The sequence below is a fragment of the Bradyrhizobium sp. GW821-FHT13H06 genome (genome assembly GCF_058803975.1).
Genome location: NZ_JBXAPN010000020.1, coordinates 1 through 23,704 on the forward strand (window position 1 = coordinate 1; position 23,704 = coordinate 23,704).

Genomic DNA, 23,704 nt, shown 5'->3' on the forward strand with positions numbered 1-23,704 from the left:
CCATCCATCCGGTCTACCGTGTTACCTATCTATCCGGTCTGGACATCGCGCCACCTTCTCCCACAAGGGGAGAAGGAAGAAAGTGGCACTATTCTCTGGAAATCGCCACCGCCGCCACGCTAACCGCCAGCCAGCTCGCGATCATCACCATTCCACCCGTCGGCGCTGCGTAGGGAAACAGCGCGTGACCCGCATATTGCCGCAAGGTGAGGTCGCCCGCGAACAGCGCGGCGCCGATCACGAAGCCGAACGCCGCAACGAGTCCAATTCCGCCGTGCAGAAGGCCGCGCGCGAGCAGCGCGACGGCGGCGAGTATGGCAGTTGCATGAAACAGCAGCATCGCGCTGGCCGATGCCAGCCGGCTCGCATCGGCGCCATGGGCGGAGGCGGCGGCCAGCGCGACCCCGGCAGCGCCCATGAGACCGGCAAGCCCGAGCAGAAGGCGCTTGGCCAGCATCACGAGGCCCGCTCTTCCAAGAGCTTCGCCATCGCGGCGCGCAAGCTCTCCATGCCGGTGGAGCTGCGCGAGGAGGTCGCGAGCACGGTCGGAAACGCGGCCGGATGCTTGGCCAGCGCAGCCTCGGTCTCGGCGATGCGCGCTTGCAGCTCGGCGGCCTTCACCTGGTCTGTCTTGGTCAGCACGATCTGGTAGCTGACGGCGGAACGGTCGAGCGTCTTGAGCACTTCGAGATCGACGTCCTTGAGGCCGTGCCGCGCGTCGACCAGCACGTAGACGCGCGCCAGCGAGGCGCGGCCGAGCAGGAATTTGTGGATCAGCTCGGTCCAGGATGCGACTTGGCTCTTCGGCGCCTTGGCGTAGCCGTAGCCGGGCATGTCGACGAGGCGCAGGTCGCTTTTCCCGGGCACCTCGAAGAAGATCAGCTCCTGGGTGCGGCCCGGCGTATGCGAGGTGCGCGCCAGGCCGTTGCGCCCCGTCAGCGCGTTGATCAGGCTGGACTTGCCGACGTTGGAGCGGCCGGCAAAGGCGATCTCCAGCCCCGCCATCGGCGGCAGCGTGGCGATCGAGGGCGAGGCCCAGATGAACTGCCAGTCGCGGGCAAACAGCTTTCGCCCGGCTTCGATCAGCTTCGCATCTTTGTCGTCGGTCATGCGAAGCCTCTATCCTTTCGTCATGGCCGGGCTCGTCCCGGCCATCCACGTCTTGTTACTGGGCGAGCTTCCAAAACGTGGATGCCCGGGACGAGCCCGGGCATGACGATGTGGAGGCTCTTGCGCCCGCGTGACGGGGCGCGATCGTGAGGGACCTACGTCGCCTTCTTCGCGAACGTCGCCTTGAGATTGTCGAACAGCTCCACCTTCACGCCGTTGCGGCGCATGATGTAGCTCTGCTGGATCACCGAGAGCAGATTGTTCCAGGCCCAGTAGATCACGAGGCCCGCCGGGAAGCCCGCCAGCATGAAGGTGAAGATCAGCGGCATCCAGTTGAAGATGAGCTGCTGCGTCGGATCCGGCGGCGTCGGGTTCAGCTTCATCTGGAACCACATCGTGATGCCCATGATGATCGGCCAGATGCCCAGCGCGAGATAGTGGCCGAACACCGGGATCATGGTCGGATCGAACGGGAGCAGCCCGAACAGGTTGAACAAATTGGTCGGATCCGGCGCCGAGAGGTCCTTGATCCAGCCGTAGAACGGCGCGTGCCGCATCTCGATGGTGACGAACAGCACCTTGTAGAGCGAGAAGAACACCGGGATCTGGATCAGCACGGGAAGACAGCCGGCGACCGGATTGATCTTCTCCTTGCGGTAGATCTCCATCATCTCCTGCTGCTGCTTCACCTTGTCGTCGGGATAGCGCTCCTTCAGCGCCAGAAGCTGCGGCTGGATCGACTTCATCTTCGCCATCGAGGCGTAGGATTTGTTCGCCAGCGGGAAGAACAACAGCTTCACGATCACGGTCACGAGCAGGATCGAGATGCCGAAATTGCCGAAGAAGCGGAAGAAGAAGTCGAGGCCGAGGAACATCGGCTTGGTGAGGAAGTAGAACCAGCCCCAGTCGATCAGCAGATCGAAATGGTTGAGGCCGAGCTCCTTGTTGTAGCCGCCGAGCCCGGCGAACGGGAACACGCCGACGACGCCGGCTTCCTTGGCGCCGGCGAACAGCCGCGCGTTCGCCGTGCCGGTGCCGCCGATCGGGACGGTGACGGGATCGAGCAGGTAGTCGGTCTGGTAGGTGTGGACGTTGCCGACCGGGTTCGACGAGAAGCGCGCCTGGAGCTGGGCATTGGTGTCCGGCAGCAGCGCCGAGGCCCAGTACTTGTCGGTGATGCCGAGCCAGCCATTGGTGGCCTTGAAGTTCACCGCCTTGGCTTCGTCGATCTTCTTGTAGGCGTATTCCTGCAGGCCCTGGTCGCCGAGATAGCCGATCAGGCCTTCATGCAGGATGTAATAGCCCGACACCTGCGGCGCGCCGTGGCGCGAGATCAGCGCGAACGGATAGAGCGTGACCGGCGCGTTGCCGACATTGCTCACCTCGTCCTTGACGGTGAAGAGATAATGGTCGTCGACCGCAATGGTGCGGCGGAAGGTGAGGCCTTCGCCATTGTCCCATTTCAGCACCACCGGCGTCGACGGGGTCAGGCTGCCGCTGCCGTCCTGCTGCCAGACGGTCTGGGCATCGGGCATCTTCGCCGTCACGCCCGTCGCCGCCACCCAGCCGAACTCGGCGTAGTAGGGCTCCGCTGTGCCCGAGGGCGAATAGAGGACGATCGGCGGTGACTTCGGGTCGACCGTTTCGCGGAATTGCACCAGAGCGATGTCGTCGATCCGGCCGCCCTTCAGCGAGATGCTGCCGGCGATGCGCGGGGTTTCGATCTTGACGCGCGGGCCGGCTGCAATGGCGGCCTCGCGGGCGACGACCGGCTGGGCCTGCTGGCCCGCGCCCGGCGTCGCCGGCTGGGTCACGCTGCCCGGCTGCGGCGCGGTGCCGGGAGTCGCCGAGGCCGTCGGCTGCGGCGTGGATTTCTGAAGCTCGGTCTGCGCCTGCTGCTGGGCGCGCTGCTTCTCCATCTGCGGGACGTTGTAGAAATACTGCCAGGCGATCAGCACGAGGCCGGACAGAATGACGGCGAGGATGGTATTGCGATTATCGGTCATCTCGAATGTCTCGTCATCAATCCGGTTTGCGGCTGGCAGCGGGAGCGGGGCCGGGCCTCTGGCCGCGCGCTTTGGCCGTATGCCGCGCGGGCTTCGTGAACGCTATGCGCAGATCGTCGAGCATGGTGGCGAAGTCGCGCGACAGCGCGTCCCTTCGTCCGACCAACACATAGTCATGATGAGGCTGCATCGATACCGGATCGAGCCGCTTCACCAATTCGCGAAGCCGGCGCCGGATGCGATTGCGCTCGGGGGCGTTGCCGTTCTTTTTGGTGACGGTGAAGCCGATCCGGATCGGACCAAAGTCATCGCGGCGACGGCTTTGCAGGACGAACGCGGGACTATTCACCCGCGCGCCATTGGCAACGGCGAGGAAATCCGCCCGCTGCCTCAGCCGATCCATGATGAAATCCCAAAAGGGGGTCCGGCTCAGGCGCTCAGACGCTTGCGGCCGCGGGCGCGGCGGGCGGCGAGGACCTTGCGACCGCCGGCAGTGGCGAGGCGGGCGCGGAAGCCGTGACGGCGCTTGCGCACCAGTTTGCTGGGTTGATAAGTCCGCTTCACGGGTTTTTCTCCGCTGACCGGGCAATTTGCCTGTAGAATTGATGGTAAAGTCCGGAAGATGCGGCCCAAAACGGGCCCTTTCCGGCCCTTAGAGAGCCGCTCCCGGTGTCGCACCGGGTCATCGCGGACAATTCGCGCGGCTTATAAGGGAGCGTCTTCTCTTCGTCAACGCCGCACAAGCGCGCGATTCCGGTGAATATCGCTGTTTGTGCGGGGTTTTTAACCCTTGAGGTGGCGACTCGCGATATCAGCACATACATCCCACCTTGGTAGATTAGCGATCCGTAATTTGACCGGACTCCGGGCGGGCCGCATCCTCCATCAGCCAAGGCCAACAGGGGCGAATTTCGTGGTAGCCACAGATCGCCAGCCGATCCAGGATCTGGATCAGCCGGACCAGCCGGCGATGCGCCCCCGCGGGACGCGCGGGCTCGGGCTGTCTGGCAAGCTGCTGCTGCTGACCATTCCCCTGGTGATGATCGCCGCGGTGCTGCTCTACGTGCCGGCCATCGCCAACTTCTGGGTCAACCGGCTGAACGACCGCGTTGCGGCGGCCAATACGGCGGCGCTGGTGCTGGATGCGGCGCCGCTCGGCATGGTTCCCGATTCGCTGTCGCGCCAGATCCTGAAAAGCATCAATGCCCGTGCCGTCGCCATCAAGATGGGCCAGCAGCGCCGTCTGCTCGCCAGCGACAACATCCCGTCCGCCCTCGAGCATGACATCGACCTGCGCGACATGACGGCCTGGGAGGCGATCACCGGCTCGTTCCGGATGATGCTGGAGACCGGAAACCAGGCTATCCGCATCGTCGGACCGGGGGTCGGCAATGCCCAGTTCATCGAGATCGTCACCGACGAGCTGCCGCTGCGGCAGCAGATGTACCGCTTCTCCCGCAACCTCGTGGTGGTCGCGCTGATCATCGCGGTGCTGACTGCGGGCCTCGTCTATCTCGCGCTCCATTATCTCTTCGTGCGGCCGATGCGGCGGCTGACGGCGAGCCTGGTCGGCTTCCATGAGAACCCCGAGAGTTCGGCCGGGATCATCGTGCCGAGCCAGCGCAGCGATGAGATCGGGGTGGCCGAGCGGGAATTGTCGGACATGCAGCGCGATCTGATGTCGATGCTGCATCAGAAGAGCCGGCTCGCCGCCCTCGGTCTCGCGGTCTCCAAGATCAATCACGATCTGCGCAATCTGCTCGCCTCGGCGCAGCTCCTGTCGGACCAGCTTGCCAGTGTGCCGGATCCGCGGGTGCAGCGCTTTGCGCCCAAGCTCGTGCGCTCGCTCGAGCGCGCCATCGCGTTCTGCCAGTCGACATTGTCCTACGGCCGCGCCCAGGAGGCCGCGCCCGACCGCCGCATGATCCTGATCGAGCCGGTCGTGCTCGAGGTGCGCGAGACCGCGGGGCTCGCCAACGATGCCTCGATCGCCTGGGTCGCCGCGATCGAGCGCGGGCTGGCGGTCGATGCCGATCCCGATCAGCTGTTCCGCGTATTGCTCAACCTCGTCCGCAACGCCGCCCAGGCGCTCGAAAGCCACGCGTCGGGTGAGGGCCGCGTCCAGCAGATCCGGATCATCGGGAAGCGCGAAGGCGCCGTCGCGATCATCGAGGTCTCCGACACCGGCCCCGGCGTCCCCCAGAAGACCCGGGAGCACCTGTTCGAGGCCTTCCAGACCTCCGGCCGCCCCGGCGGCAGCGGCCTTGGCCTCGCCATCGCGGCCGAGCTGGTCCGCGCCCATGGCGGCGACATCCACCTGGTCGAAGGCACCATCGGCGCCACCTTCCGGATCGTCATCCCCGATCGCCCCGTGGAACTGCTCTCCATCCGCAACGAGCGGGCCAGGGCGTAGTCGGCCAGCGGCCGAGCGAACCAGTCATTCCGGGACGGCGCGAAGCGCCGAACCCGGAATCCGGAGGTTATGAGGGCGAGATTCCGCATTTCTCGGTGATCGAGCCCGGCATGGGCCGAGCGAAGCGTCATCGCCCTGCAAAATCTCCCCATCCCGGACCTTGCCAATCGGGACAAGAGCGGTTAGTCAGAGCGCTCTTTCGCACCCCTCCCGGCCCTCCGGGAGCTGCGTCGCGGGTTACGCCCGCTATCGCTGTTTGCGAAGATGCGCCCGTAGCTCAGCTGGATAGAGCATCAGACTACGAATCTGAGGGTCGGACGTTCGAATCGTTCCGGGCGCGCCATTTTCGGCCATTCAGTGCAGAACAGCGTACAATTCTTCGCGCTGAGCCTTTTGCCCGATTGAAGGCCACAACGTTCAAGGTCCGAGTGCCCGGCCCGACACAGGGGTAGGCTCGCCTCACGCGACGCCGGCAGGCTTCTCCAGGTCGGCCCAGATCTTCGCAAAATAATGCTGGAACGCTGTATCGGTGCGCAGCGCGGCGGGATCGCGGCCCTCCCGCGGCAACTCGATCACGTGTAGCGCGCGCACCGTGGCGGGCCGTGCGCTCAGCACCAGCACGCGGTCGGCCATGGCGATGGCTTCGCCGATATCGTGAGTGACGAGGATCGCGCTCTTGCCGCGCTCGGCGATGATGCGGGAGACGTCGGCCTGCATCAGCAGGCGCGTCTGGAAGTCGAGCGCCGAGAACGGCTCGTCGAGCAGGATCACTTCGGGATCGAAGGCGAGCGTGCGCATGATGGCGACGCGTTGGCGCATGCCGCCGGAGAGCGCCGCGGGCTTGGCCTGTTCGAAGCCGGCGAGGCCATAGGCCTTGATCAGCCCCAGTGCGATCTCTCGCGCGCGCGACGTCGGCGTTTTGCGGATCTCCAGCCCGAGCATGACGTTGTCGAGCACGTTGCGCCACGGCAGCAGCAGATCCTTCTGCAGCATGTAGCCGACATGGCCCGCGGCGTCGTCGACGCGGCGGCCACCGACCTCGACATGGCCTCGGGTCGGCCGCAGCAGGCCGGCGATGGCGTTGAACAGCGTGGACTTGCCGCAGCCGGAGGGGCCGACGATCGCGAGTGTCTCGCCGCGGCGCAGCTCGAAATCCACCTTGCGGATCGCCTCGACCGGATGGCCGGCGCCTTCGAAGGTGACGCCGACATTCTCGGCGCGCAGCACGATCGGCTCCGAGCCTGCAATATTCTGCGCGAGCGCGTTCATCGGTCCACCTCCCTGCAGAAATCGAGCAGCGTATCGTTGAAGATATTCGGTGTGACCACGCTGAAGGCATGCGCCCCCCAACCCACCTCGTGCACGCGCGCGCCGGGAATGGAAGCGGCGAGCTCGCGGGTGAGATAGGCCGGCACCAGCGCGTCGTCCTTTGCGGACGACAGCAGCGTGGGTACGTTGATCTCCTTGAGGCGCCGGCCGCCCTCGAATGCCAGGAACATGTCGATGCGCTGGTTCATCGTCGCGACGGAGGGGAAGTGTTTCAGGATGCGTTCTTCCTCCGCGTCGAGATGGGCGATGTTCTCGGAGATCCATTGCGGCGGATAGAGGAACAGCGGCTGCGCGCGCACATAGGCTTGCGGTCCGGACTGGTTGAGCAGCGCTTTCCGGATCTCGAAGCAGCGCCGCAGGAACGGATCGGCGCGGCCCCAGCCGTTGACGATGGTGAGGCTGCGCAGGCGTTTCGGATGACGCAGCGCCAGCTCCATGCCGACAATGCCGCCGATGGCGTGGCCGACGACATGCGCGGCGTCGACGTCTGCATGGTCGAGCACGCTGGCGATGTCGTCGGCCATGCCGGCGATGCTGCGATCGCTTCGTGCGCTGCGGCCGGTGCCGACGTGATCGTAGAGAATGACCTGGTGGCGCTCGGTGAGGGCATCCAGCTGCGGCGCCCAGAACGAGCCGCTGCCGCCCATGCCGGCCGAGAGCAAAACCGGCGTACCGTGCCCGTGAACTTCGTAATAGATCTCGGCATCCTTGCCGCGTGCAAAAGCCATGACGTCCCAGCTATTGAGTGATGAGTTTCGGATCAGGACAGCAGGCGCCGCTCGATCAGGTCGATCGCGGCGTACATCAGCAGCGCCACCGCCATCAGCGCCGCGATGCCCACCCACACCGCGTTGAGGTCGTAGAGCACGCCGGCATAGTAGATCATGTAACCGAGGCCCTCTTTCGAGGCGATGTACTCGCCGACGACGGCGCCGATCAGGGCAAAGCCGACATTGAGGCGGAAGGCCGCGACGATCCACGGCATCGCGCCGGGCACGATCACGGTGCGCCAGGTCTTCCAGCGCGAAGCGCCGAGCGAGCGCAGCAGCTTGACGAGATCGGCGTCGACCTCCTTGGCGCCCTGGAGTGCGGTGATGACCGCAACGATGAAGGTGATGATCGCCGCGATCGCGATCTTCGAGGAGAGGCCGATGCCGAACCAGACGATGATCAGCGGTGCCAGCGCGATTTTCGGCAGGCCGTTGAGCGCGATCAGATACGGCCGCAGCACCGCCGCGCCGGTCGGGAACAGCCATAGCGACAATCCCGCAGCGCTGCCGAGCACCGTGCCGATCAGGAAGCCGGCGATGGCTTCCCATGCGGTGAGCCCGGCGTCGCGGAGCAACTCGCCACTGGCGATGAGCTTGCCCGCTTTCGCGATGATGCCGCTCGGCTGGCCGTAGAGATAGACGGCGATGAAGCCGAGGCGGATTGCAAGCTCCCACGCCGCCAGCAGTGCGACCAATAGTGCGATCTGGAGCAGCGCAATCCGGGCTGCGGTGGGCAGCTTGAACCGCGCGCCTGTCACTGCGGCCTGGCCTGCATCGAGCACGGCCACCTCACGCCCTCTTGTGCGCGATCGAGGCGATCTCGACGAGGCAGGCGGGCTTCACGAGGCCGCACTGGATGCAGTACCGCGCCGGCTTCTCGCCGGGAAAATATTCGGCATAGACCTTGTTGACCGCCGCATAGTTCGCCCAATCAGTGATGAAGATCGAGTTGAAGGTAACGTCTGCAAGGCTCGACCCCGCCGTCTCGAGCACGCGCTTGATGGTCTCGAGGACGTGCCGGGTCTGGCCGGCGGCATCACCTTCATGCACGACGTCGTTGTTCGAATCGAACGCCAGCGTGCCCGAGACGTAGATGACGTTGTCGGCCATCATGCCCGGCGAGTACGGGGCGATGGGCGCGTGGGTGCCCGGCGGAATGATGGCGCGGTCGGTCATGGCGTGTCCTCTTTTGCTGGAACGGCCTCGGTCTGGGCAAAGGCGCGGCGGAAATCGCTCGCGGACGAGACCCAGCCGAAGAATGTCTCGATGTTGAAGATGGAAGCCTTCTGGATGTAGTCGGGACCGGCCTGGTGCGTTGCGTCCTCCAGCATCACGCCGAAATATTCGAGATGGAAGCCGTCGCGCAGGGTCGATTCCACGCAGACATTGGTGGCGATGCCGCAGAACACGAGATTGCGGATGCCGCGGGCGCGCAACATGCTGTCGAACTGGCTGTTGAAAAAGCCGCTATAGCGCGTTTTGGGTACCACGATGTCGCCGGGCTTGGGCTGCAACTCGTCGACCAGCGCATAGTCCCAGCCGCCCTTGGCGAGCAGCCTGCCTTGCAGCTCGGGCCGTTTGCGCATCGTCTTCAGCGCGTTCGACTTGTGCCAGTTCGGCGAGCCCGGCCCACCGGCCTCGACATAGTCGGCGTCCCAGCCGTTCTGGAAGAAGATCACGGGAACGCCGGCGCCCCGCGCGACCGCCACCACGTCCTGGATCGCCGTGATCGCGGCCTTGGCGCCGGAGATGTCGAAGCCGGCGAGGTCGAGATAGCCGTTCGGCGAGGCATAGGCGTTCTGCATGTCGACGACGACCACGGCCGTCTCGTCGACCGCGAGCCGGAGCGGCTCGGGCCGCGCCGGGAGCGTGACAAAGCGCTGCTCGCGCGCGTCGGAGGTGTTCACGATCATCACGCGAGACCGAACTGCCTGGTCGCCTGCTCGGCGAAACGGTTATCGACCATCTGCGCATAGGGGAGTGCGGATTGCACTGCGCCGCCGCCTTGTTCGAGCCGCATCGCGCGGTCCCATTCGTCGGCGGAGATGGTCGGGTTGCGCGGGATCGCGGTCTTCGAGCCGAAGAAGTTCTTCGTTGCGCTGGCGACGACAGATGGTGTGACCTTCGGGAAGTATTTTTCGGCGACATCGGTGAAAACGGCGTTGTTCTCGTGCATCAGCTTCTGCGCTTCTGCGATCGCATTGCAAAAGCCTTGGATGGCGGCCGGGTTGCTCGCGATCGTCTCTTCCGTCGCCATCGCGGTGGTAAAGCAGAGCGATCCCAGCGCATCGGCAAAGGACAGCACCGGAACGAGGCCGAACTGCTCGGCGGCGATGCTGACGTCCCATTCGAAGGCGGTAGCGATGTCGGCGCGGCCGTCCTTCACCGCGGCGGCCTGCGCGCCCGGCGGCAGTTCGAGGAACGTGACGCCGGCCTCCTTCGGATCGAACTTGCCGATGGTCTTGATCGCATAGGTCGGCACCTGGATCGTCGAAGAGGGGAATTTCAGCGTCGCGATGGTCTTGCCGCGGAGATCCTCGATCGTCCTGATCTTGCTGTCGGGTTTCGCAATGCCCCACATCGACACCCCGCCGACGATCTTGGCGATGTTCTTGATCTTGCCGCCCTCGCGCACTGCATTCACCGACATGCCCGGGCTGGTCACCCCGATTTGGCCGCGCCCTGAAAGCAGAATCGGCACCGGCAGCGCGATGCCGCCGGCGGTGGAGAGGTCGGCATCGAGGCCATGCTTGGCGAACAGTCCCTTGTCAGCCGCGACATAAAGCGAGTTGTACATGCCGAGCCGCAGCGCTTCGGTGATTGCCACTTTGCCGGCTGCGAAGGTCGGGGTGGAGAGGCCGGTCAGTGGCGCCGTTGCTGCGCCCAGCAGCGAGTATTTCATGAGGTCGCGTCGGTTGATCACGTCCCAATCCTTTTGCTTGTTGGAACAGTGGGTTAGTTCCCATTGTGCCCAATTTCTGATCGTTCCCGGTCTTCGCACAAAATCCTTGCATTGGAGATTTTCATTAGCAATCAGGAATAGAGAGATATATTTATAAGCAAATATGATAGATCAGCTCGACCTGAAGCAGCTCCGCGTTTTCGTCCGCGTTGTTGAGACCGGCAGCTTCAGTGCCGCGGCACGGTCGCTCGGCATGTCGCAATCCGCTGCCAGCCAGTTGGTGCGCCAGCTGGAAGACGGCCTGCGCGTGCGGCTGCTCGACCGCACCACGCGAAGGCTTCAGCTCAGTAAGGTCGGCGCGGACTTCATGCCGGGCATTCAGCGCCTGCTCGCCGATCTCGATCGACAGCTTCAGGATCTGCGCGATTTGCGCGAACATCGCCGCGGTCACGTCACGGTGGCCTGCGTGCCGTCGGTCGCGCTGCGGCTGATGCCGCGCGTGCTCGCCGCGTTCCAGCGCGAGCATCCGATGGTCGCGGTGACGTTGAAGGAGATCTCGCGGCATCAGATCTTCGCTGCGCTGCGCGGCGGCGACGTCGATCTTGGCATTGCCAACGTCCCGGGCGACGATCCCGAGCTCGATGCTTCACGACTGCTCGTCGACAATTTCGCGCTGGTGATGCGCCGCGATCATCCGCTAGCCGCGCGGGACGCCGTAAGCTGGGCGGAAGCCTCGAAGGCCGGCCTCGTCGTGATGGCATCAGGCACCGGAATCCGGCTCGAGATCGAGCGCGGCGTCGCCGATCTCGGTCAGGGCATGCCGATCCACGAGGCCGAGCATCCGGCGACGCTGCTGGCGCTGGTCGAGGCCGGCGTCGGCGTCGCACCGTTGCCGAGTCTCGCTTGGCCGGAGGCCAGCCATCCCGTGCTCACCTGGCGCAAGCTGGTCGAGCCCGTGATCGAGCGCGAGCTCTATCTGATCTGGCGCATCGGCCGCGATCTCTCGCCTGCCGCGCGCGCGCTCCAGCGCGGCATTCTTTCCGGGGCTCAGGAGATTCGCGAGCGTACGGTCTCGATGACAGTCACGGACAACATCGGTCGGTAACCGTCGAATCCAAAGAGGTTGAAAAGCCGAACGCTTATGTGCTTAGTCCTTCCCGACGGTAACGAGTCGACGCAAAATCAATGATTTAGCCCTGACTACGAAGCTGAGGGTTGGACGTTCGAATCGTTCCGGGCGCGCCATTTGCGTACAAAACCTCGAACATTTCCGTTCTCGGTCTGTTTGCCGGTCAAAATGGCCGCCTGGAGGATATCCTTGCTGCCGATGATCCGGATCGTTTGGTCGTCGACCTCGACCGCATCGATGATCGAGTTGATATAGCCTTTGCGGGTGTTGGTGTCGCCCGCATCCAGCTTCGCGTTCATCAGTCGCGCGAAAGCGTCGATCTTCTCTGCATTGACGGCGGCCGCCATGCCGCTTTGGGCGCGGGCATGATTGAGGGCCGCCTTGGCCCGGTCCCGTTGAGCTTTCAGAGCGGCGGTGCGCTCTCGCAGGATATCGTCGAGCTCGACGATGCCGTCTTCAATCGAGCGGTAAAGCCGCTTCATGCGACCTTCGCAATCGCTCAACTCCTTCTGCAGAGCCAGCAGCCGGCCATCGACGGACGCGCTCTTTGCCGCCTGACGCTCGATCAGCGACTTGAGGAGGTCGGCGATGCGGTCAGGCGCCAGCACACGCTGCTTGAGATTGGTCAAGACGATTTCATCCAGGGTCGCCGCCGGAATGTGGCGGCCCTTGCAAACCGACTTCCCCTTTTGCTGGCAACCCGCACACGAATAGTACGAGTACGAGCGCCCCTGTCGATTGGTCGTGCCCGTCCGGGTCATTCCCGAGCCACACGAGGCGCAGACCGCGATGCCGGTCAGCAGTGAAGGACCGTTCACGACCCGCGGCGGCGTGGTCTTGGGATTGCTGCGAGCGAGCTTCGCCTGCGTCCGATCGAAATCGCCTTGCTCGATCAGGACCGGGACGGGAATATGGATCACTGTCGACGGGTCGTGTTTCCTGCCGTCGCGCGAGCTGCGCACGCCGTAAGGCCATTGTCCGGTCGCATAGCAGGTGTTGGTCAGGATCTTGTGGACCGGCCCGACGCCGAATGTCGCGCCGCGGCGGGTGCGGTAGCCGTGGCTGTTCAGCCACTTCGTCGTCTCCTTGACGCCGAGCGGTCCGGTCGCGCCGTCGCCGTCAAGATAAAGCTTGAACATCAGCCGAACGGTTTCGGCTTCGACTGCGTCAGTGTCGAGCTTCTTCTTGATCTTCTGCCCGCGCCGCTCAGCCTCAACGATCCGATAGCCGAGGGGCGGCGTCGCACCGTTCCAGAATCCCTGTTTTGCCGATTCACGCATAGCGCGTGTTGTATTCTTGGATATCTCTCTGGATGTGTGTTCGTCAAAGGCTCCGATGATCTGACGAACGAGGATTTGACTGGGATCGTCCCCCGTCGGCTGCGTGACCGAGACCACCTCGACATTGTGCTTACGCAACTTCCGGATGGTCAGCTCCATCTCGGCGACGTTGCGGAAGAAGCGGTTGAATGCATAGAAAATGATCGCGTCGTACGGATGATCATGGGCACATGCGCGCTCGATCATGTCCTGCAACACCGGCCTCCGATCGTCGGTCGCGGTCTTGGCCTCGACAAACTCCTCGACCACGATGTAGCCGTTCTGATCGCAGAAGCTTGCCGTAATTTTGCGCTGGCTCGGAATCGACGCTTCATTGGCATACTGGCGACCGGTGCTAACCCTATAATAGGTCGCAGCGCGCTTTGTCGCCTCAGTCTGCTTTAAAATCGAATTGCGAAAAACGTGCTTGTTCATGGGAGAACTCTACTGACACTCTAGGTTGGCGCCGCTCGCAAGCTCGATTGGTGAATCTCACTTGATACGTTGTCAACTGCTATTTTTCGGAAGAATCGGTTACAACACCAGCCAGCAAATCCTGCAGCTCGCGGCCAAGCAAGACTTCAATCGCGCGCAACTCGCGGTCCAGGATCGGCGGTGAGGGTGGGAGATCGAGTGCCACCTGAAAGTCCTCAGCTTGCGGCTGTCGGCGTCCTCTCTTCTTCGCCACTCCATGAGGAGTAGCCGCGGGAGCGTGAACACATGCGCCGTCCGCCCTCGTCCGCAGCTTGATGCGCGACCGCGCCGCCATAGGCTTAGAGCTCATAGCTGAGCTCCTGCCGATGATGCCGATCCTTCTCCGTATGCCGCTCGAGCGGTCGCGAACTCCCGATGACGTCGAGGGTGGAAATCTTGGGCGAGGCGCGCGAGAGCCGTTCGGCGAGCCAGTTCTGGCGCTGGCTCGCCGAAAAGACCATATCGTCACGCTGCTGATCGAAGGGCAGCTCGGAGGCGAGGCGTCGATCAATGCTCTTGGCATCGACCACCAGGGTTGTCCGCTCCCGCGCACGGCTTGCCGCCACGTAGATGTCATGACGATTGTAGCTGTGATCCAGAAGCGCGATCGCATAATCGACCGTGAGGCCCTGGCACCCGTAGACGGTCGAGGCATAGGCCCACCCAAGACGGGGGTGTCCCTGCGCGTCGGCAAGCTGCATCGGATCGAAGGCAATTCGCCGACCCTCGATGTTGGCCTCGATGATGAAGCGACCTGCATCTCCAGGGGGCGTTGCGACTTCACGGACCTTGATGACGGTTGCGGTCGAGCCATTGACCACGCCAAGTTCATCATCGCGGACGAGGAACCTGATCCTGTCCCCGGCCGCCAACGCAATCTGAGTCGAGTGGCCAGACGGTGTGGCCGCGGTGAAGCTAACCTCGGGGCCCCTGACGATGCCGCTGGTCTTGAGGCGCTCGCGGGCGGCCTGCGAGATCGCGGCCGCCGCCGCGTTAGACTTGGCGAGGATCAGGATCGAGGCAGTGGAATCACGTGCATGGACTCGCTCCGCCGAATCCAGCACCTCGGTGATCGCTGCTTTGGCGCCGTCCGCCTCGATCAAGAGGCCCCGATCTGCGAACGCCTCGAGCGCGGAAGCTGACTGCCCGGTGCCGAAGGCTGTGATGGCTTCCCGCGCCCAGGCCTCGCGCTGGCGAACAATGTCATTGACGCGCGCAGCTTCAACCGCGCGGGCCACCAGATCGAGACCAGGGCCCGCGCCGATCGCCTGCAACTGCCGGCGGTCGCCGACGAGGATGATCTTGGCGCCGGCTCTGGTGACGGCGCCAAGCAACGCGTGCATGTCGCGTGAGGAGAGCAAGCCGGCCTCATCGGCGATCAAAACGGTCTGCTCGTCGAGCACCTTCTCGCCGGCTTTGAGCCGCGCGATCCAGGAGGCCGTCGCCCGGGCTTCGATTCCGAGGTCGTTCCGGAGCATGTTGGCGATTCGCCACGCCGATGCGGCGCCGATCACCCGGCATCCCGCCTTGGCGTATCCCTCCACAACCGGTGCAAGGAGCGTCGACTTGCCCACCCCGGGGGCGCCTTCGACGACGGCGACCGCCGAGCTTGTCGTTGCGGCGAGCGCCGCCTCCGTCTGCTCGGCCCTGAGCCCCAAGGCTCGGCAACGGTCCCTCAGCAAATCCGGATCGACGGAGCGCCAGGGCTGGTTTGCGAGACGTTGCGACTGTTCGACGACCTCTCGCTCGATCGCGAGCATCTCCGGAGTCGAGTAGCAGGGCAGGCCAAGCGCATCATGCCCAATTTTCAGAAACGCTCCCTGGCTCAATAGGCGGGTGAGCTCGGTTTCAGCGCGCTCGACCGGCAGGCCGGTACCAACCAGGGCGGCTGCGACCGAGCGCAGCAGCTCGCGACGCTCGATGACACTTTCATGTTCGGTGAGGCTGGCCGGCAGGGCTGCCAGCCTCTCCATGAAGACCCGTTCGCCCGCTTCCTGATCGATCGTCTTCGATGGGTCCCGCAAGTTCTCAGCGAATGACTCCGTCTCCAGGCCGAACGACCGCGCGGCCTCACGCCAGACGTCCTCCCGCCCGAGGCTTACACTCTCGCGCTTGCTGCTTCGCGTTGCCTTGGCGATGGCGGCCGCCAGCGCAGTCGCTTGGCCGCTGGTGACGCCATGTTCGGCAAGTTCGTTCTCGATCTCCTGCCGACGAGCGCTGAAATACTGGATCGTCGCATCCTCGACGCCGGCGATTTCAAACACGCCGTTCTTGCCGACGCGGTCGATCGCAAACCCACTCTGCTCAAGCTCATGCGCCAGCGCCGCGTGATACGTTGCGCCAGCCGTCATCTTGAAGTCGCGCATGATTTTCGAATGGAGCCCGCCGACAGTACCATCGCTTTGACGTGTTGCGATATTCAAACACACGCAGTGCGTGTGTACATTCGGATCGGCGAACACGCGTCCGTCGCTATGCCGAGATTCTCGGCTTTCCCCGTGCCGGAACGTGCCCGAGGTCAAGGCCACCTTCTCAATGAAGCCCCCATTGCGGCCCCGACGGGCCCAGACGGCCTCGCGTTCCAGCATTGCGAGCGTGGCGCGAACCGCCTTCTGCTGGGCCGCCTCGATCAGGCGTTTTGTATCGGAGGATGCGAGGCCCCAAACCAGGCTGACCGAACGCGGCGCGCTCAGCGTGATGTCGAAGGCCGGCGTACGCTCCTTGTGGCGACGGACCTGTTCGAGCAGCGACACGCCATTTTCATCGAGCGCATGATACAGGCGATCGAAGGTGGCGCGGTCGACGGACGAGCCGTCCACGAGACCAAAATCCCCGGCAGGCGCGTACCAGATGCCGGTCGGCTCTCCACTGCCGGCGTAATACTCGGTCTCACGCTGACGCGTGTAGTAGGTGCTGCTTGCCGCCGGATTCCAGGTCGCAACCACGAAGAAGGCCCCCGTTTGGAGGCCTTCCAATTACACCCGAGTAGGCTGACAAATTTCGGGAACGAAGATTGAAGCCGTCTTCCGCTCTTTCTACCGCCGGCGACGCCAAATGGTCACCGGCCAGGTCAGGAGCGCGGGATCGCCGATACCGACGGCGATCGCCTTGACCGTGTTGCCGAAGACGCCGAGCTCAAAGGCCAGGCGCTCGGCGCGGACGATCGGCACTTCCTTCTTGGCGCTCGCCTTTGTCTGCGACGTTGTCCTGCCCTGAGGCCCCGTCGTTGCGGTCGTGGTGGTCTCTTCCACTTCGACGATCCGCTTGCCGATCATGTGCTCGGAGAACTGCACCGTGCCGCCATCGAGATTCTGCTGGCAAATGATTTTGGTGCGGAAACGGCGCAGGATGCTGGTTGCGACTTTGTCGCCATAGCGCTCCTGCAATTGCTCGACCTCATGCAGTGCAGCCGCCAGGACTCCCACACCTTTGTTACGCCCGAGATCGACGAGGTCCGGGAAGCGCCGCAAGCGGCCCAGAGAGGCCAGCTCATCGAGACAGAGGAAGACGCGGCGGGTTTGCGAGTTCGGGAACGACTCGTCGTTGACGTGAGCAGCGATGGTGTCGACGACAGCGCCGATCCAGGCGGCGGAGAGCTCGGGATAGCGGCCAGCACGCTGCACCACAACGGTCCGCGGCTGAATCGGGTTCGCTCCGTCGAGCCACTCCCGGAACGAGAACTGCCGGTTTGCGGGAAGATCGCGCCAGTTGTCCGCGAGCGGCCGCAGGAACCGCAGCACCGCGGCGCGGAGCGACAGGAAGAAGCTCACGGTCGTCCGCGACAATCCTCCGGTCTCCGGATCGACTTCGATCAGCTCGGCTGCCGGCGGGTACACGGCCTGCAACTGCGCCTTGAGCTCCACCGGATCTGACAACGTCGCCTCATAGAACTCGGGCATGCCCCACGCCGTCCCGTGACGGCTCTGGCACAGCACGGCGCAGCCCGCAAGCAGGGTGCCGCTGCCGGATTCCCAGATGGTTTCGTCCGTGTGGGGCGCGAGCAATGCACCGAAAGCTTCGGCGTCGCTCTTGGTCAACACGTCACGCCCGACCGCCCAGGCGTAGCCGCCCGGCCGGTGCCCGTGCAAGGCCGCGAAGGCTGCATCAGGTAGCGGCAGGCCGCTCAGAATCTCGCCGGTGGTGTCATGGATGAGCACGCGAACGTTGCGGTTGGGCACGCGGTACATCGCAGCAAAAATCTCCTGCAACAGGTGCAGAATGATGCGTGTCTTTGCCGATCCGGGTGCCCCGAGAAGGAGCACGCCGCGAATCTCCCGCAAGCGCGACAGGACCACACCGGGCGCAAGCGCAATCCCGAGGCCCTGCTCCCGATCCTCTCGGGCCATGGAGGCCAAAGCGCTTCGCCGCGCATCTCTGCCTTGCTGGAGTTGCTGGCCTTCATAGTGCTTACGGGTGTCGACGATCGCTGCCTCGCGCATCATGATGCGCGAGACGGTGAGCCAGGCCACGATCCAGGCCAGCAGGCAGCCGGCGACACGGATGTAGAACTCGAAGACCATGCCGGTCGCGCTCGGGATACGCCAGCCAGTGGTGAAAGCCGCGAGCACATGGGTGTAGGCCGGAACGGCCGTGGGCCATTCGGCGAGCACGCCGGGATACGATCCGCTTAAGGCCTCCCACAGCAGCGGTCCGGACCCGGTCCACGGCGCGTCTGCGTACCAGCCGACGGGCGGTACGATCCAGAACGCCGCCCACACGGCGATAACCAGCATGGTCATGCCGACGGGAAAACGTACGCGCTTGGTCGCCGTCAGGTCGCGCTTTTCGTAAGCCGCGAGATTCATGTCAGTGCTCCCTAGAAGAGTTGGCCGCGATGCCGCCAGACGACGAGCGTGGTCTGGGCGGGAATGTAAGTCCCATTGATGTGCTGGTTGGCTTGCCGCAATTCCGCCTCGCTCATCTCGAGCAGGTCAGCCGCACGCTCCCACGCCATGTCCCGCACAGGCACATAGGTGCAGCCGTCGACCCAGCCGCTGAGCCGCGGGCACCCGGGCCAAGTCGAGGCTTGTGCGCTGCGCACCGGCGGCTTGCGGTACTGCCACCAATCAATGGTGGGGCCGGCCGCAAGGCTCGCGAAGAGGACGGCGAGCCCCGTCAACACGCCGAGCACCGCCGCTCGCGCGGCCGTCGGGATCGCGATCGCGCGGAGTCCAGCGCAGGACTTACCCGGCGCCACCGACACCGCCTGCGGCTCCGGCAGCTGATGCTCCGGCGCCACGTGGCGAACGAGCTCGGCATACTGCCGATCGGTGAGCTCCTGCAGCTCCGGGCGCGGGAGGCGAACGAGCTGCTCGGGCGTCATCGCCTTCAGCCGGTCCATACGCGCCAACTGCTCCGCACTCTGCTGTGCGCGCAGGGTGCTCACATCCTTCAGGAATGTCTTGAGCCGCTCAGCCATGACTGCCCCCGAGGAACGGGAGGTTGCGCGTCAGCTCCTTGTGAATCTTTCCGCTCCAGTCCGCGACGTCGTTCACGAAACGCTTTGCGTACGACAGCGGCAGCCTCGTCCGCATCATGGCTTCCCGGAAGTGGTCGTGACGCCAGGACATGATCACCGGCGGCGACTCACCCAGCATCTCCAACAGGCGACGCGACTGAGGCCTCAGTCGCGGCAGGCGGATGTGGGTATAAGTGTCGAGGAGGCGGTCAACGCCTTTGGTCAATTCCTCCGGCATGTCTCGCGAGGCCTTCTGCGGGCAGCCGTCGCGCTCGTTGAGCACAATCACGATCTGAGCCGAGGGCAGGATGCGCTCGAGCCTCGCTGCTTGCCCGAGGACCTGACGGACCGATTCTGCCGTGGCGACCATGACCAGGAAGACCACCACGTTGAGACCGAGCGCCGAAATGTCGTCGTCGACGTCCACTTCCGCGATGAAGGCGTTTGCGAGCTCTGTCAGCGCGCCGCCGACCTCGAGCAGCACGGACGCATTGGTTTGCGGCATGCCGGTCAGTGCTTCATGGAACGGGGAGAACACCGGCAGGAGGTCGCGCTCGCCATCGGCATCGGCATCGAGCCTTGCGGCATGCAGGCTCTGGACGTCGGGGCCCAGGAAGCGCTGGAGCTTGCCCTGCTCGTCGAGCTCGAAGACCTTGAGCGTGAGGTCGACCAGCGAGAACGCCATCGCGATCAGAATCGCGAGGAGCGACTTGCCGACGCCACCGACGTCGCCGTCGACGATGCAGGTCACGGGCGGGGTAACCGCCTTGACGGGGTGGATCGGAGATTTGGTCTTGGCCATGTGGCTCCCTCTTCATGGACGGAGCCGAAACGCGAAGGGCCCCGCCGGTTGCGGAGCCCTTCTATTAAGGCCAGTTTGGCTGACAAATTTCGGGAACGAAGATCGCCGTCGAAAATACTAATGACTACAATACCTTGCTGATCCAGTACTCGCGGCCGTCCGCCTCCGCAATGCTGAAGAACTCCTCCCATCCGGCGCGCGTCCTCACCCGAAGGGCGAGATCGTGGAGGCAGCGCGCGGCCTCAGCCTCCGCGTCGACGGCGACCTTGCCTTCGGCTTCATCGGCCTGCGTCATGAAGCGCTTCAGCGCCTTGATGTGCTTAGACCCGAACATGACGCCGACACCGCGTTCGACGCGGCCCAGGAGCATCGCGCAGTCAAGTTCGCTCTTGTAGAAGAGAACGTTGGCATAGATCCCGGACGGGTTGAGATCCATCGCCGCGGCCGCTCGCATCAGCTGCGCCAGCGACGGCCCGCCCTGCTTGTTGTGCGCCAGCTCCTGATGTTGGGCCGGCGCACGCTCGCGCAGGAATTCCGCTTGCATCTCATGCTGCTTCCCCGGATTCGCCTTCGCGAATTCGTCGCTTTCCATCATCTTGCGGAGCTCGGCGGACATCGCGTGCTGAGCCTTCAGGAGCTCCTCGGTCTTGGCGTAGATCGCATGAACAGCGCTCACGAGCTCGAGGTGTTCCGCCTTCATGAGCACGGGTTTGGCGCCGTTGCGCAACTGCTCCAGCACGCCGACGTAGACCGACTTCATGGCCTCATAAGCGGTCAGCCCCGGATACCATGCCGCGATGCGCCTCTGGCCAGCATCGAAGCAGTTCCTGGCCGACAAGTTCCCGAGCAGCGGCTGCAGGGTCTCGAAGATCTCGCCGCGCCGGGTCTCAACCGCCATCTTGCGGCCTTCCTGATGATCCTCGCAGGCCCGCAGTCGCTCGGTCACCATCGCCACGGTCATGTAAAGTCCGTCACGGGCGCGCTCTTCGAGCCCCGTCACGTCCTGTCCGCCGTGCGGACGCTCGGAGGTCTCGTGCAGCTTCGTCACCTCCATCAGGACGAACTCACCGGCAATGAACTTGTCCCGGTCCCGGCAGACTGGAAGGACGGCATTGAGCTCGGCCAGTTTGGTCGGAACGATCAGCAGGTCATCGCCGCACTCGTCCCGAAGCCGCTCCAGCAGGCCCTTGTTGGGCATGGGGATACCGCGGGGATGCCGCTCGATGTTGATCAGCAGGAACGGCCGCGGGTTGCGGCCGAGGTCTTCGAGCGCCTCGTTCAGGGTCACGAGGCGAATGCGCAGGTCTGTGTCGGACACGTATGATCTCCGTTTGTTGTGGAAGTCCCAATCATGGCCGGGCAGGAGGGGAGAAATTTCGGGAACGAAGATTTTGATCTTGGCAGAACTCGGATTTCTGATCAGAGCTAGACCAGGAGCGTGCGAGAGCCGGCGTGCGCCGCCAGGAATTCCGCCAGTGCCCGGCGACGCTCCTTGACCGGGTAGGTCCAAACCGCTTCATCAAGACGTTGACGCAATCCCCGCCACCGCGGCGACCACAACATGCAGCTCGGGATCACGTGGTGATCGTCAATGAGGAATCTGTTGGTGTCACAATAGTGAACGCACCGATCGAAATTCGCCGCGATGCAGCCAGCAAGAGCGCCGATGCGCACAAGGTGGTCTCGCTTCCATCCAGCGATGATCAGCTCGGCGGCGGCCAGGCCGAATATCGCCTGATGGGCGGCGATGTCGGCCCGTGCACGCGCCGGCCTTGTCTTTCCGCAGAAATGATGTTCTCCCAGCAGGCCGGCAGAGGCCACGAAAGACCGCCGCGCGGGATCTGACGCGAGCTGCTTTGCTGACATATCATCCGGCACAAAACCAGCGACCGCGCGGGCGGAGCTCGCGTGAATGACGAGGTGTCCCCTAACCATTCCGTCGGCATTCGCGGCGGTATAGTGGCTGACCTCATGAAGGATGGTTCCATGCTGGCCATCGAGGAGAGCGTCGGCCAGATCCGGACGGCGGTGCAACAGGTCGCGGTCAAGCTGCAGTATGGTTTCGTCAAGCGGCATCGGCATCAAGGCTAGTGGATGCTGTCGGTCGGCGCGGAGCCGAGCGGCGTATGCACGTTGAAGGGAAGGTGGCCGAGCGCCAGTACCGCGTTGCCCATGTCCCGCGCGTCCGTCCGCTCGCGGAATTCGAGCTGGAGGCTCCGGCCGTCGCGCGAGCAGTAGAGCTGGCCGACGACGCGGCGATGGATCAGCAGGACGAGGCGCGGCTGCGTGAAGAAGCCGTCCACGACCTGGAACCCTTCCAGCCGGAGCTTGCCGCGACGCGACGCCTTCACGATCTTCGACGCCAGGGCCGGCGGATCGATGACCGTATGGAGCGGCAATTTGAAAGCAGCCGTCAGATCCGGGCTGAGCACGTCCACCAGCTCGGTGTGCTGCACGGCGCCGCTCGACATAACGCGGAGCTGCGAAGCGATGTCGGCGGTGTCCACGAGAAAGCTCATCGTCGCGTTGAGATCCATGGCGGCCGATTCCATGAAGGCGGCACCGGGGATGAAGTGGTCATTCGGGTCGTTCGTCGACATTTCCGTACTCCTTACTGGTTTTAGATCTACAATTTGTTCGCGGCCGTCAGTGCCATGCGCATGACGGCGTCTGCATCGTGCGGCATGATTCCGAGCACGCGGAAATTGCCGCAGCCATCGTGCGTGAAGTCGACCACGGCGAGCTTCAACCCAACGTAGCCCGGCGTGATCGGCGTAGCGGGAACGATCGGCGCCTTCTCGGGCTCCTTCTTCGGGTCGACCAAGAATTGCCAAACGCGCTGCAGATGCTCGTCCCTCTCCGATTTGGTCTGTTCCCGCATGATGCGGCGGTACTCGCGGCAGGCCTTTTCGATCGGGTGGCGCTTCAGCCAGTCCGGAAACGCTTCGGGTGCCACCTTCTGATTGACCGCAAGAGCGGCGACCTGCGCGTACTTGCAGACTCGGTCGCGCAACCAGGGATGCGCGCTCCGGGTGAACGCCCGAAAGACCGGATAGCAGTCGTTCTTCGTGCTGCCGTGGACCTTGATCTGACGCTCAGCCAGGAACTGAGCCTGAGAGCCGGTCGCAGCGATCGCGCAGTAGGCGGAGTAGATCACCGCCACGGTCTTCTCGGTAGGAACCTTCCGGCCAACCTTCTCGAGCTGATCGCGCAAGACCTCGTTGCAGGACTGAACCGCGCGGTCCGCATCCGCGATCATCAGTTTTGCTGCTTGAGCAACGTTTTCGGTGTCGTCTCCGTCAGGGCCGACGTCTTCTGCATCAACGCCGTCACGGGCGTGCTGGACAGATTCGGTGAAATCCATGATTCTTTCCTCCTTTCTGTTTGCGGCCTACTCGAGCTCTTCGTCGCGCTGCCGGCGCAAATACTCGAAGAACTCGTCCGCCGTTTCGAAAGTCGTGCACTTGGCCGTCAGGAGCTTGTCGACATCGATTGCGATGCCGAAGCGGACCTTCTTTGCGATTTCCTCGACGGTCGAGACCACGTCGGTCATGCGCGGACGCTCGGGGCCGACCAGGAGCCCACGGCCTGCGAAGGAGCGCCTGCCCAGCGCGAAGAACGCGGGATTGCGCTTAAGCAGCGCTTCGTCGTCGACGTAGAGCACGTCGCCGGTCCTGAGTTCGGTGCCCCAAGCGATGTTGCCGCGGACTGCGGCTTGGAGCGAAGCCAAGCGGTGGTCGACACCATGGGCCTCGACAACGCGCCGAAACGGGTCGATCAGGATCGCCCGTAGCGGTACGCTCAACTGAGGCCCGATCTTCGCAATTTTCGTCGAATTTGATGTCATGCTTTTGCTCTAAGTTCGATTGTTTGAGGCATAGACGTTGGAAGGGGGTGACGCCGATGCAGCAGGTACGTGCCTGCTTAGGAGCCCAGAGCTGGCGCGTCTCTCCCACGACGTGGACTTGACAGGTCGGCCAAATTCTGCCGTC

Annotated in this window: 24 protein-coding genes and 1 tRNA gene; 3 read left to right on the top strand and 22 right to left on the bottom strand. The window is 64.0% G+C overall.

What is annotated here, in order from left to right; translation table 11 throughout:
- Positions 1 to 88: 88 nt before the first annotated feature.
- From AC1RQP_RS39670 to rpmH, 5 genes are all read right to left on the bottom strand, one after another.
- Positions 89 to 457, bottom strand: coding sequence for a DUF423 domain-containing protein (locus AC1RQP_RS39670; protein WP_492943210.1), 369 nt, complete (start codon positions 455 to 457; stop codon positions 89 to 91).
- On the bottom strand, positions 457 to 1,110 hold the full coding sequence (yihA, locus tag AC1RQP_RS39675) for a ribosome biogenesis GTP-binding protein YihA/YsxC (protein WP_492943139.1): 654 nt from the start codon (positions 1,108 to 1,110) through the stop codon (positions 457 to 459). Before yihA ends, AC1RQP_RS39670 begins: the two co-directional genes overlap by 1 nt.
- 155 nt (positions 1,111 to 1,265) lie before the next feature.
- Entirely contained in the window at positions 1,266 to 3,116 is a 1,851-nt protein-coding gene (gene yidC / locus AC1RQP_RS39680; protein ID WP_492943141.1) for a membrane protein insertase YidC, read from the bottom strand.
- A gap of 16 nt (positions 3,117 to 3,132) precedes the next feature.
- A complete protein-coding gene (gene rnpA, locus AC1RQP_RS39685) occupies positions 3,133 to 3,519 on the bottom strand; it encodes a ribonuclease P protein component (RefSeq protein ID WP_061879588.1) in 387 nt (128 codons plus the stop codon).
- Between the two features lie 26 nt (positions 3,520 to 3,545).
- A complete protein-coding gene (gene rpmH / locus AC1RQP_RS39690; RefSeq protein WP_008542748.1) occupies positions 3,546 to 3,680 on the bottom strand; it encodes a 50S ribosomal protein L34 in 135 nt (44 codons plus the stop codon).
- A gap of 406 nt (positions 3,681 to 4,086) precedes the next feature.
- Between rpmH and AC1RQP_RS39695 the strand changes: the two genes are divergently transcribed.
- Positions 4,087 to 5,529, top strand: a complete 1,443-nt coding sequence (locus AC1RQP_RS39695; protein ID WP_061879716.1) for a sensor histidine kinase — start codon at positions 4,087 to 4,089, stop codon at positions 5,527 to 5,529.
- Between the two features lie 266 nt (positions 5,530 to 5,795).
- A tRNA-Arg gene (locus tag AC1RQP_RS39700) sits at positions 5,796 to 5,872 on the top strand.
- Positions 5,873 to 5,988: 116 nt separating this feature from the next.
- Here the strand turns inward: AC1RQP_RS39700 and AC1RQP_RS39705 are convergent.
- From AC1RQP_RS39705 to AC1RQP_RS39730, 6 genes are read right to left on the bottom strand one after another with little or no spacing between them, the layout of a single operon-like run.
- A complete protein-coding gene (locus AC1RQP_RS39705; protein WP_492943143.1) occupies positions 5,989 to 6,798 on the bottom strand; it encodes an ABC transporter ATP-binding protein in 810 nt (269 codons plus the stop codon).
- The gene (gene rutD, locus AC1RQP_RS39710) at positions 6,795 to 7,586 is read right to left on the bottom strand and encodes a pyrimidine utilization protein D (RefSeq protein ID WP_492943145.1); all 792 of its coding nucleotides are present in this window, start codon (positions 7,584 to 7,586) and stop codon (positions 6,795 to 6,797) included. Before rutD ends, AC1RQP_RS39705 begins: the two co-directional genes overlap by 4 nt.
- A gap of 32 nt (positions 7,587 to 7,618) precedes the next feature.
- Positions 7,619 to 8,416: an ABC transporter permease gene (locus tag AC1RQP_RS39715; RefSeq protein ID WP_063816662.1), complete on the bottom strand. Its 798-nt coding sequence runs from the start codon at positions 8,414 to 8,416 to the stop codon at positions 7,619 to 7,621.
- Between the two features lies 1 nt (position 8,417).
- Positions 8,418 to 8,804 (bottom strand): pyrimidine utilization protein C, encoded by a 387-nt coding sequence (gene rutC, locus AC1RQP_RS39720; protein WP_492943147.1) that lies wholly within the window; start codon positions 8,802 to 8,804, stop codon positions 8,418 to 8,420.
- Positions 8,801 to 9,535, bottom strand: a complete 735-nt coding sequence (gene rutB, locus AC1RQP_RS39725) for a pyrimidine utilization protein B (protein ID WP_239627815.1) — start codon at positions 9,533 to 9,535, stop codon at positions 8,801 to 8,803. Before rutB ends, rutC begins: the two co-directional genes overlap by 4 nt.
- 5 nt (positions 9,536 to 9,540) lie before the next feature.
- Positions 9,541 to 10,551, bottom strand: coding sequence for an ABC transporter substrate-binding protein (locus tag AC1RQP_RS39730; protein WP_492943149.1), 1,011 nt, complete (start codon positions 10,549 to 10,551; stop codon positions 9,541 to 9,543).
- Positions 10,552 to 10,693: 142 nt separating this feature from the next.
- On the opposite strand from AC1RQP_RS39730, the gene AC1RQP_RS39735 reads away from it, so the two are divergent.
- Positions 10,694 to 11,635 carry a LysR family transcriptional regulator gene (locus AC1RQP_RS39735; protein ID WP_492943151.1) on the top strand — a complete coding sequence of 314 codons (942 nt, stop codon included), beginning with the start codon at positions 10,694 to 10,696 and terminating at the stop codon, positions 11,633 to 11,635.
- 95 nt (positions 11,636 to 11,730) lie between these two features.
- Here AC1RQP_RS39735 and AC1RQP_RS39740 read toward each other — a convergent pair whose 3' ends face one another.
- From AC1RQP_RS39740 to AC1RQP_RS39790, 11 genes are all read right to left on the bottom strand, one after another.
- Positions 11,731 to 13,413 (bottom strand): recombinase family protein, encoded by a 1,683-nt coding sequence (locus AC1RQP_RS39740; protein WP_492943153.1) that lies wholly within the window; start codon positions 13,411 to 13,413, stop codon positions 11,731 to 11,733.
- A gap of 79 nt (positions 13,414 to 13,492) precedes the next feature.
- On the bottom strand, positions 13,493 to 13,618 hold the full coding sequence (locus AC1RQP_RS39745; RefSeq protein ID WP_492943154.1) for a hypothetical protein: 126 nt from the start codon (positions 13,616 to 13,618) through the stop codon (positions 13,493 to 13,495).
- A 133-nt stretch (positions 13,619 to 13,751) separates the two neighbouring features.
- Entirely contained in the window at positions 13,752 to 16,397 is a 2,646-nt protein-coding gene (gene mobF, locus AC1RQP_RS39750) for a MobF family relaxase (protein WP_492943156.1), read from the bottom strand.
- Between the two features lie 90 nt (positions 16,398 to 16,487).
- Positions 16,488 to 18,257: a type IV secretion system DNA-binding domain-containing protein gene (locus AC1RQP_RS39755; protein WP_492943158.1), complete on the bottom strand. Its 1,770-nt coding sequence runs from the start codon at positions 18,255 to 18,257 to the stop codon at positions 16,488 to 16,490.
- Between the two features lie 11 nt (positions 18,258 to 18,268).
- Positions 18,269 to 18,871, bottom strand: coding sequence for a hypothetical protein (locus AC1RQP_RS39760; RefSeq protein WP_492943160.1), 603 nt, complete (start codon positions 18,869 to 18,871; stop codon positions 18,269 to 18,271).
- On the bottom strand, positions 18,864 to 19,712 hold the full coding sequence (locus tag AC1RQP_RS39765; RefSeq protein ID WP_492943162.1) for a P-loop NTPase family protein: 849 nt from the start codon (positions 19,710 to 19,712) through the stop codon (positions 18,864 to 18,866). Before AC1RQP_RS39765 ends, AC1RQP_RS39760 begins: the two co-directional genes overlap by 8 nt.
- 124 nt (positions 19,713 to 19,836) lie before the next feature.
- A complete protein-coding gene (locus tag AC1RQP_RS39770) occupies positions 19,837 to 21,030 on the bottom strand; it encodes a hypothetical protein (RefSeq protein ID WP_492943164.1) in 1,194 nt (397 codons plus the stop codon).
- 107 nt (positions 21,031 to 21,137) lie between these two features.
- Entirely contained in the window at positions 21,138 to 21,797 is a 660-nt protein-coding gene (locus AC1RQP_RS39775; protein ID WP_492943166.1) for a hypothetical protein, read from the bottom strand.
- 2 nt (positions 21,798 to 21,799) lie between these two features.
- A complete protein-coding gene (locus AC1RQP_RS39780) occupies positions 21,800 to 22,312 on the bottom strand; it encodes a hypothetical protein (RefSeq protein WP_492943168.1) in 513 nt (170 codons plus the stop codon).
- A 26-nt stretch (positions 22,313 to 22,338) separates the two neighbouring features.
- A complete protein-coding gene (locus AC1RQP_RS39785; protein WP_492943170.1) occupies positions 22,339 to 23,076 on the bottom strand; it encodes a hypothetical protein in 738 nt (245 codons plus the stop codon).
- A gap of 27 nt (positions 23,077 to 23,103) precedes the next feature.
- Entirely contained in the window at positions 23,104 to 23,559 is a 456-nt protein-coding gene (locus AC1RQP_RS39790) for a DUF3846 domain-containing protein (RefSeq protein WP_492943172.1), read from the bottom strand.
- Positions 23,560 to 23,704 lie beyond the last annotated feature (145 nt).

What these genes read in the sequence shown, in the direction of transcription:
- AC1RQP_RS39670 (WP_492943210.1), bottom strand. Translation starts at nt 457, where the DNA reads ATGCTGGCCAAGCGCCTTCTGCTCGGGCTTGCCGGTCTCATGGGCGCT.
- yihA (WP_492943139.1), bottom strand. Translation starts at nt 1,110, where the DNA reads ATGACCGACGACAAAGATGCGAAGCTGATCGAAGCCGGGCGAAAGCTG.
- yidC (WP_492943141.1), bottom strand. Translation starts at nt 3,116, where the DNA reads ATGACCGATAATCGCAATACCATCCTCGCCGTCATTCTGTCCGGCCTC.
- rnpA (WP_061879588.1), bottom strand. Translation starts at nt 3,519, where the DNA reads ATGGATCGGCTGAGGCAGCGGGCGGATTTCCTCGCCGTTGCCAATGGC.
- AC1RQP_RS39695 (WP_061879716.1), top strand. Translation starts at nt 4,087, where the DNA reads ATGCGCCCCCGCGGGACGCGCGGGCTCGGGCTGTCTGGCAAGCTGCTG.
- AC1RQP_RS39705 (WP_492943143.1), bottom strand. Translation starts at nt 6,798, where the DNA reads ATGAACGCGCTCGCGCAGAATATTGCAGGCTCGGAGCCGATCGTGCTG.
- rutD (WP_492943145.1), bottom strand. Translation starts at nt 7,586, where the DNA reads ATGGCTTTTGCACGCGGCAAGGATGCCGAGATCTATTACGAAGTTCAC.
- rutC (WP_492943147.1), bottom strand. Translation starts at nt 8,804, where the DNA reads ATGACCGACCGCGCCATCATTCCGCCGGGCACCCACGCGCCCATCGCC.
- AC1RQP_RS39735 (WP_492943151.1), top strand. Translation starts at nt 10,694, where the DNA reads ATGATAGATCAGCTCGACCTGAAGCAGCTCCGCGTTTTCGTCCGCGTT.
- AC1RQP_RS39740 (WP_492943153.1), bottom strand. Translation starts at nt 13,413, where the DNA reads ATGAACAAGCACGTTTTTCGCAATTCGATTTTAAAGCAGACTGAGGCG.
- AC1RQP_RS39755 (WP_492943158.1), bottom strand. Translation starts at nt 18,257, where the DNA reads ATGAATCTCGCGGCTTACGAAAAGCGCGACCTGACGGCGACCAAGCGC.
- AC1RQP_RS39760 (WP_492943160.1), bottom strand. Translation starts at nt 18,871, where the DNA reads ATGGCTGAGCGGCTCAAGACATTCCTGAAGGATGTGAGCACCCTGCGC.
- AC1RQP_RS39765 (WP_492943162.1), bottom strand. Translation starts at nt 19,712, where the DNA reads ATGGCCAAGACCAAATCTCCGATCCACCCCGTCAAGGCGGTTACCCCG.
- AC1RQP_RS39780 (WP_492943168.1), bottom strand. Translation starts at nt 22,312, where the DNA reads ATGTCGACGAACGACCCGAATGACCACTTCATCCCCGGTGCCGCCTTC.
- AC1RQP_RS39785 (WP_492943170.1), bottom strand. Translation starts at nt 23,076, where the DNA reads ATGGATTTCACCGAATCTGTCCAGCACGCCCGTGACGGCGTTGATGCA.
- AC1RQP_RS39790 (WP_492943172.1), bottom strand. Translation starts at nt 23,559, where the DNA reads ATGACATCAAATTCGACGAAAATTGCGAAGATCGGGCCTCAGTTGAGC.